We start from the raw sequence: 6847 nt of genomic DNA, 5'->3' as shown, positions 1-6847 counted from the left end.
TATTAATAATCCATATGCAGGGGCAGATGCGGGTGTAAACATTGATATTACAGAGCATTTTGGAATTGAAATTGGAGCACGCATCAATAGTACGTTCTCAAATTCAGATAACCCTGCAAATGTTGCATACTTGGCTGAAGGCTACGGCTCTTTGGTCTTTAAGTTTACAGGCGCATATTAAAATTTTCTTACATTAGAGTTGATGTGGCTTATTCTATTATATGCCACATCTACTTTCTATATTTAGATATCAAACAATGTATGACTTAACGTGTTGTACGTCTCATCAATTTGTTATTAGATCAATTCCATTATTGTAATTAACGTTATATTTCTTCCTCAATACCAGGTAACATGAAGGTGTCCTTAACCCCTGAGCCATAATTTTCACAAACTATTATTACATTTCTTTATACCTATATTGTTTTTTTAATAACATCTAAAGTATATCTGTGTTTATAATAAATATTGGACTATAATGTCTGTATTATTGATAATGATGAAAGGTGAAAAGAATGCAAATTTTGAAATTATTCTTTATTGTTTTTATGAGTATGACTGTACTCTTTGGTGCTACAGAAAATAGTCCTGTTATTTCTATTTCCCCTACTGAAAAATCGGTGGAATTGGGGACTACATCCGTGTATTTGATTATTTCAGTTAGCGAATGTCCTAACAAAAAACCAATTACAGTGGAGTACTCTTACGATGCTAATTCAACTCTAATAGGCAGTGTCACGTTTGCAAATGGTACCTGTACGCCTGATAAGACTGTAGCAGTTGATATCCCAAGTACATTAGGCGTAGGTGATTCTATTGCAGTTAGCATAAGCGCTACAAGTGATCAAACGTTTGCAATCGATACTAACTCAACATCGACCATAACAATATCACCACCACCGTCAAACAAGCCAGATATCTCTATTTCCCCTGTTACAAAAAACATTGGAATAGGAACAACGTCTGTAGAGATGTATATTGTGGCAAATAAATGTCCAAATAGAGAAGACATCAATGTAACTTATGTCAATGAGGTCAATGCAAGCAATACAGGACTAGTAACTTTTTCAGCGGATGATTCAACTGGCAGTATTTGTACTCTATCACAAGCTATAACAATTGATGTACCGTCAGATTTAAATATAAGTGATTCCTTTAATGTTAATATATCAGCGGTAACTTCAGGCGAGCAGGAACTAGGTGATGTCTTGCCTAATACAGCTACAATCACAATATTGGCAACTGTTTCAGATCTAAATGTGACAAAAACAGCTATTAATACAGCTGGTGTTATCAGTACAATAGCTGTGAATGGAGTATTTCAATATATTATCGATGTAGAAAATAGCAGCCTATATTCTGATGCTACGGGTATCACAGTACAAGATGAACTCCCTGCCGGTCTGTCAGTTGATCAAACGCAAACAAATGCAGACTCGACAGGTTGGACATGTGTTCAAACAGCGCCAATTCTGACCTGTACATTGGACGGGAATGCTTCTATTGCTCCTGGAATAGTTAAGACAATTATCGTAACTGCAACAGCACCGAGTACTGCGGGATCAATCACCAATACGGTAACTGTTTACAGTGATAATGACACTGACATTTTAAATAACGATGCTTCAGTCACGACTACTGTAGTGGATTCAAGCAGTGCTACAGATGTCTGTTATACCAATTCAACATCTGTGTGGGACCATCCAAATACCTGTTCGGACTTAACGGGTATGTCATATTATACGGTTGATCCATCCTATACGTGTACAGCCTCTTTAGTAGTACGAAACGCTAACCTTACAGAGGCATTGTCTTCTGTGGTTGTTACTAAACTTTATAACCCTAATATTGATAACGGAATATGTGAACCGTCTTCTACATGTGAACGTAAATCAAACTTGAATATAACAGACTATAGCGGTTATGGGGGAGGTTATGAATACGATTTGGGCTTGTTCACCCCAGACACAAATATTTCTATCAGCGATACGGGAACATATTACAGCGGTAGTACTATTGGCGATATTATTCTATATGCTACTTATGAAAAAGGTGGTGTCACATATGCTGGAAAAGTCTCATCTTGTGCCGGCGGTGCCAGTCCTTTAAATATTTCAGAAAATGCGGCCCAAGTGGATGTTGTCGACAGTTATAGTACAGCGAGCGGATCATATGTATCATGGATTGGTACCAAAGTGTCTGGTAAAGACAACTATGTTATGAATGCGGTCTATTTAGGTGCTTATGGAACGACCCCTGTTCCGCAAGACTATACAGCTGATCCTGCAAATCAATACTCTTCGATTACAGTGTTATATAAGCTAGTTGACATAGATGCGCTAGCGGCTGGTGAAACCTGCGAATCAGCCACCGGTGTTTCTTTAATGACAACTCCGGGGGGAAGTGAACCGGTGGTCAGTATCATCAATGTAGGCGACACGGCTGTTGCAAGCCAGCCTTTTATAATGGCTTACACTCCAGATGGGAGTACACCAGAAGCAAGAAAAAATCTAAGGTTTCAGTACAAAACAGTCGATTTTAACGAATTGATTAATGATGCGGGCATAAATTGTGTTCAACGAAGTTCTACAGGTGGTGTTGTCGAAGGAATCCCTGCATGTATGATCGCCAATGCTAATGATAATAATGACCAAATTAATACGGCTATTGAAAACTATATAGCTGTTTTCGGACAAGATGCATATGAAAGTTGTTATACTGCAAATGGTCAACCTTGCTATGCAAGTAACGGTGGTATTGGTGCTTATCCGTATGATACTGAATATGGCTGTTTCGAATGTAGTATCGGTGCTTTTCCTGCTACATGTTCGTCAGACAACTTTGCGATTCGTCCTGAAAAATTTGACATAAACAGCACGGATATCAGCTATCCTGACTTGATGCGCGCGGGACAGGACTATGACTTGAACGTCAATGCTGTCCATTACGGAACCAGCAGCAGTCTTGTTGGGTATAACCAGGTGTCTACGAATCTTTATGTAGCTGATCCTACAAAATATTGGGGTGAAGGTGGCGAAGCCAATGCGTCAATGTTTGGTATAGGGACATGGGGATCTGATTTTAATATTACCGATGGTTATACGACGATAAATGGAATCGCAACACCAGTTCCATACGCCTATGACGATGTAGGTGATATCTCAATCCATATTGAGGACTATACCTGGTCAGCGGTTGATATAAATAATCTAAATGATCCAACATCGCATGACTGTTCTGTAGACGGAGCTTACGTTTGTGGTGATAAAAATGCTACATTTATTCCTCACCACTTCGCTGTGACCATAGATGACCTACATAACAACAGTATGGGTGATACTTTTACGTATCTCTCAAATGACCTCAATATGTCAGCACGTTTTGGTGTTACGATTATTGCACAGACTGAACAAAACAGCACGACAAAGAACTTTACCCAACCAGCATTTGGTCACACTTTCTATGAAAATCCATTGACCGTTCTAATTGATGTTCCTAATAGCTCACAATTAGGTGCTGCTGTGACAGATGACATAAATGTATCGGAACTCCTTGAATTCAACGCAGGTGTTAAATCTATTCCTTGGAATGAAGATAACGAAACATTGCGTTTGGCATTCAACTACCCAAGAACAACAAATACCCCTATTAATCCATTTATTGTAGGAGGGCTTTCAAAAGTAGATGTTAACTCTACTTATACGGGTAGTGCGACAGAAGGAACTGCTTATATTGATGGTACAGATAATGCCGATGATAATGTAACCTTCGTATACGGACGTACACATATGGCAAGAACTCGTACGATGTGTGGAATCGGTTCAACATGTACAGGTTATCCGATATTTTATTATGAGTTCTATGGTGACAAAGATGCCAATCAGACCTTGATTACTCAGCTTCTTACCACTCCGCAGCGAAGTGTTGACAGTGTAAACTGGTATAAAAATACGCTTCATACTCCAGCTAGTGACGGAAATGTTACCAGTTCGGCTCCAATATCCAACGTAAGTGCAGCGTACGCTACAGACCCATCGGATGGATCGAGAACAAAAGGGACATTTATTTATGACACTAATAAGGGATACCCATATAAGGTAACAGTGGATGTTACTGAACCTGGGCAGACAAAGAGCTGGTTAATATATGATAAATATAAAGCAGGTGCAACTCAGGTAAGTGGCCAACTGGAGTATTATGGACCGGGTAAATGGTCTGGTTCAGGTGGAGCAGATACATCTGTTAATGATGATACTAGTACTTCAGGTAATCTCAGAAAAAATACTAATCGGAGAATCAGATGGTAAAGTTTGCATCTATTTTAACTCCAATCAGGGTCTACTCGCGTAAAGCGTTTACAATGATAGAACTGATCTTTGCCATTGTCGTTATCGCTGTAGTTATGTTGACGATACCAATGATGATACAGGTTAACAATAAGGCTTTAGAAGGGAATGTGGCACAAGAGGCAATTTTCCTAGTCTCGGCTGTCTTGTCTGGAACGACAACATTATTATGGGATGATGCTTCATTAGAGGGAGATGTGACAGGTGTTTCACTTTCTAAGATTTTAGATACAGGCGGTGATGCAGTTTACAACCGAGAAGTAAATAGTACATTGCGAAAAGGCGGTTTAGATGAAGATCTACATCGTAACTTTTTTAGTAACACTACACCGCCAGATCAGACAGAGACGATTACGCTTACTGATGTTTTAGATACTACAAGTGCAAGTGAAGCTGCCGGTTATAAAAATATCTATTCAGTGGATGTCATAAGGGGTTATATATCTGATACACCCGGTACGTTTGTCTTTAGTGATTCAACTTTGGGAACAGGGGTGACAAGTAATGTAAAGATGACACAAGTTGAGGTCAATGCGACAATTGACGGAACTAACCTTACGATTGCCAGACTGCGTGCCTATACCTGCAATATCGGTGAAATTGACTATGCCAAGAGGAGAATGGAATAATGCGTAAGGGATTTACTTTACTTGAACTCGTCTTCGTTATCGTCATTTTTGGTATTTTGTCCAAATTTGGGGCTGATATTTTGTACAAGATCTATGAGAATTATGTCTACTCCAACACCTTTAATCGATTAGAAAATCAAAGTGAAGCAGCGGTTAAACAGATCGCTAACCGTCTTCAGTACCGTATTAAAGATTCGACTATAGCAAGAGATGCCTTGAATGGCAGTGTAGAACCGATCGGAAGCAATACCGGTAATGAGATAATATTAGAATGGATAGGCGTTGATATTGACGGGTGGCGTGGAACAACAGGCAATACAAATCCTGATTGGAGTGGTTTTATTGATCTGCAAGCTTCGTCAATTGGTAGTTTAAATACTCCAGGGACACAGTTGCCTACAGGGTCCGGTGCTCTGTTTTTCATCGGCTCTGATGTCGACTTGAGTTCAAATTTTGGTTGGACAGGTGCCATTAGCGATCAAACCGCGGCAATACACCCAGTGACTATCAGTGGTACCAGTATAACATCATCGAATGGAGACGATTTTAATGGAACTGATGTTTATGAATACTATCAATTTTCAAAAACAGCTTATGCTGTTCATTTAGATGGAACAGATCTTAAGTTCTATTATGAATATCAGCCATGGGATGGTGATAATATTGATACACCTGGAGTTCGATCTGAGGCTTTGATCATGGAAAATGTCAGCAGTTTTAAATTTACGTCAATAGGTGATATTCTGGTCATACAAGTTTGTGTCACTGACGCTAATGTCACTGGTGTTGGTGATTACTCTGTCTGTAAAGAAAAGGTGGTGTTCTAATGAGACCTTATCAACGTGAACGTGGCGGATTTGCAATGATCATGGCGATATTTTTTATGATCCTTATTGCCACGTTATTGTCTTATATGTTGTCGACTACAACAGAAACGGCCAAACGTACGACTAACACATATGTCAACGAACAGGCACAACTCCTTGCTAAAAGTGCTGTTGAATATGCTATTCTACGAGTATCAGGTGTAGACAGAGATGGAGTTGACAACGTTGTAGGCAATGCAGATGATGCTTGCTTAAATGGTTTTAACATTCAATATAGTCCAAATGGAAACCCGTTGTTAGATGTAAATGTTTCAATTAAGTATATCGGGTTTTCTACGATTGGTAACACTGCGGCTAATCAATGTATGAATTTCATAAATACAATTAGTACAGCAGAATCCAATGGAACAATGTTAATTGATGTATATGTTTCAGATAGCCCTGGTTTGATGCTAAGTGAGCCAATCCGTTATCATCGTCGAACATTGCAAAAAATTTAAGAGACGTGTTGCACTAAGTTTCTATTGATTGAAGTTTCATAAATATAAAAGTTTAGACCGCAATAAAAAAGTTGATATAGTTTTTTGGCACTGTAAAGCAGTATTAGAGCTGAAAAACTATTTTATGATGAATGGGCTAATAAAGCCCAAACTTCCCGTCACTTCGCTTGTACAGAACGCGTGTTTTTCCGTCAATATCAATAAAGATCTCAAACTGCTTATTACTCTCTTTAAGTTCGTCTAACACATCTCCAACTTCCCGAGGTTTGTAAAGGTCCAGCTCCAACGGTACGATCTCATCGTCAGAACTCTCTTTAGCGCTTTGCAGGTCGACACCATGTGTGCCGTTTTTAGCCTCGTTCATACTTTCATTGCGGTGATCGTTGATCTTGTCGTTGAGACGACGAAGTGCTTTTTGTGTGCGGTCTGTTGCCAGGTCGGCAGCAGCATAAAGGTCATCATCTTTTTGTTTGATGATAATAGTGTTCTTACCGGCTATGTTGAGAGTGTATTCGAGTGAGATACCGCGATGACGTTCCTGCTTG

General features: G+C 39.3%; 5 protein-coding genes and 1 pseudogene. 5 read left to right on the top strand and 1 reads right to left on the bottom strand.

All coding sequences use genetic code 11. The features are described 5' to 3' along the window. The 5 genes and pseudogenes from ABYK33_RS12500 to ABYK33_RS12480 all read left to right on the top strand — a co-directional run. Positions 1 to 181 (top strand): annotated as a pseudogene (locus ABYK33_RS12500) (hypothetical protein); the annotation flags it as partial. A gap of 334 nt (positions 182 to 515) precedes the next feature. Continuing rightward, on the top strand, positions 516 to 4307 hold the full coding sequence (locus tag ABYK33_RS12495) for a hypothetical protein (RefSeq protein WP_373033586.1): 3792 nt from the start codon (positions 516 to 518) through the stop codon (positions 4305 to 4307). Beyond that, on the top strand, positions 4301 to 4975 hold the full coding sequence (locus tag ABYK33_RS12490; RefSeq protein ID WP_373033585.1) for a type II secretion system protein: 675 nt from the start codon (positions 4301 to 4303) through the stop codon (positions 4973 to 4975). The genes ABYK33_RS12495 and ABYK33_RS12490 overlap by 7 nt, the downstream gene beginning before the upstream one ends. Next, positions 4975 to 5802 (top strand): type II secretion system protein, encoded by an 828-nt coding sequence (locus ABYK33_RS12485; protein ID WP_373033583.1) that lies wholly within the window; start codon positions 4975 to 4977, stop codon positions 5800 to 5802. The genes ABYK33_RS12490 and ABYK33_RS12485 overlap by 1 nt, the downstream gene beginning before the upstream one ends. Continuing rightward, positions 5802 to 6302 carry a type II secretion system protein gene (locus ABYK33_RS12480; protein ID WP_373033582.1) on the top strand — a complete coding sequence of 167 codons (501 nt, stop codon included), beginning with the start codon at positions 5802 to 5804 and terminating at the stop codon, positions 6300 to 6302. The genes ABYK33_RS12485 and ABYK33_RS12480 overlap by 1 nt, the downstream gene beginning before the upstream one ends. A gap of 136 nt (positions 6303 to 6438) precedes the next feature. Here the strand turns inward: ABYK33_RS12480 and ABYK33_RS12475 are convergent. Beyond that, positions 6439 to 6847: HPF/RaiA family ribosome-associated protein (locus ABYK33_RS12475; RefSeq protein WP_373033581.1), on the bottom strand; the 409-nt coding region annotated here is incomplete at its 5' end.

Source organism: Sulfurovum sp. (assembly GCF_041562805.1).
Lineage (GTDB): Bacteria > Campylobacterota > Campylobacteria > Campylobacterales > Sulfurovaceae > Sulfurovum.
Note: the sequence above shows the minus strand (reverse complement) of the source record. Positions and strands in the feature narration are given on the sequence as shown.

What these genes read in the sequence shown, in the direction of transcription:
- ABYK33_RS12495 (WP_373033586.1), top strand. Translation starts at nt 516, where the DNA reads ATGCAAATTTTGAAATTATTCTTTATTGTTTTTATGAGTATGACTGTA.
- ABYK33_RS12490 (WP_373033585.1), top strand. Translation starts at nt 4,301, where the DNA reads ATGGTAAAGTTTGCATCTATTTTAACTCCAATCAGGGTCTACTCGCGT.
- ABYK33_RS12485 (WP_373033583.1), top strand. Translation starts at nt 4,975, where the DNA reads ATGCGTAAGGGATTTACTTTACTTGAACTCGTCTTCGTTATCGTCATT.
- ABYK33_RS12480 (WP_373033582.1), top strand. Translation starts at nt 5,802, where the DNA reads ATGAGACCTTATCAACGTGAACGTGGCGGATTTGCAATGATCATGGCG.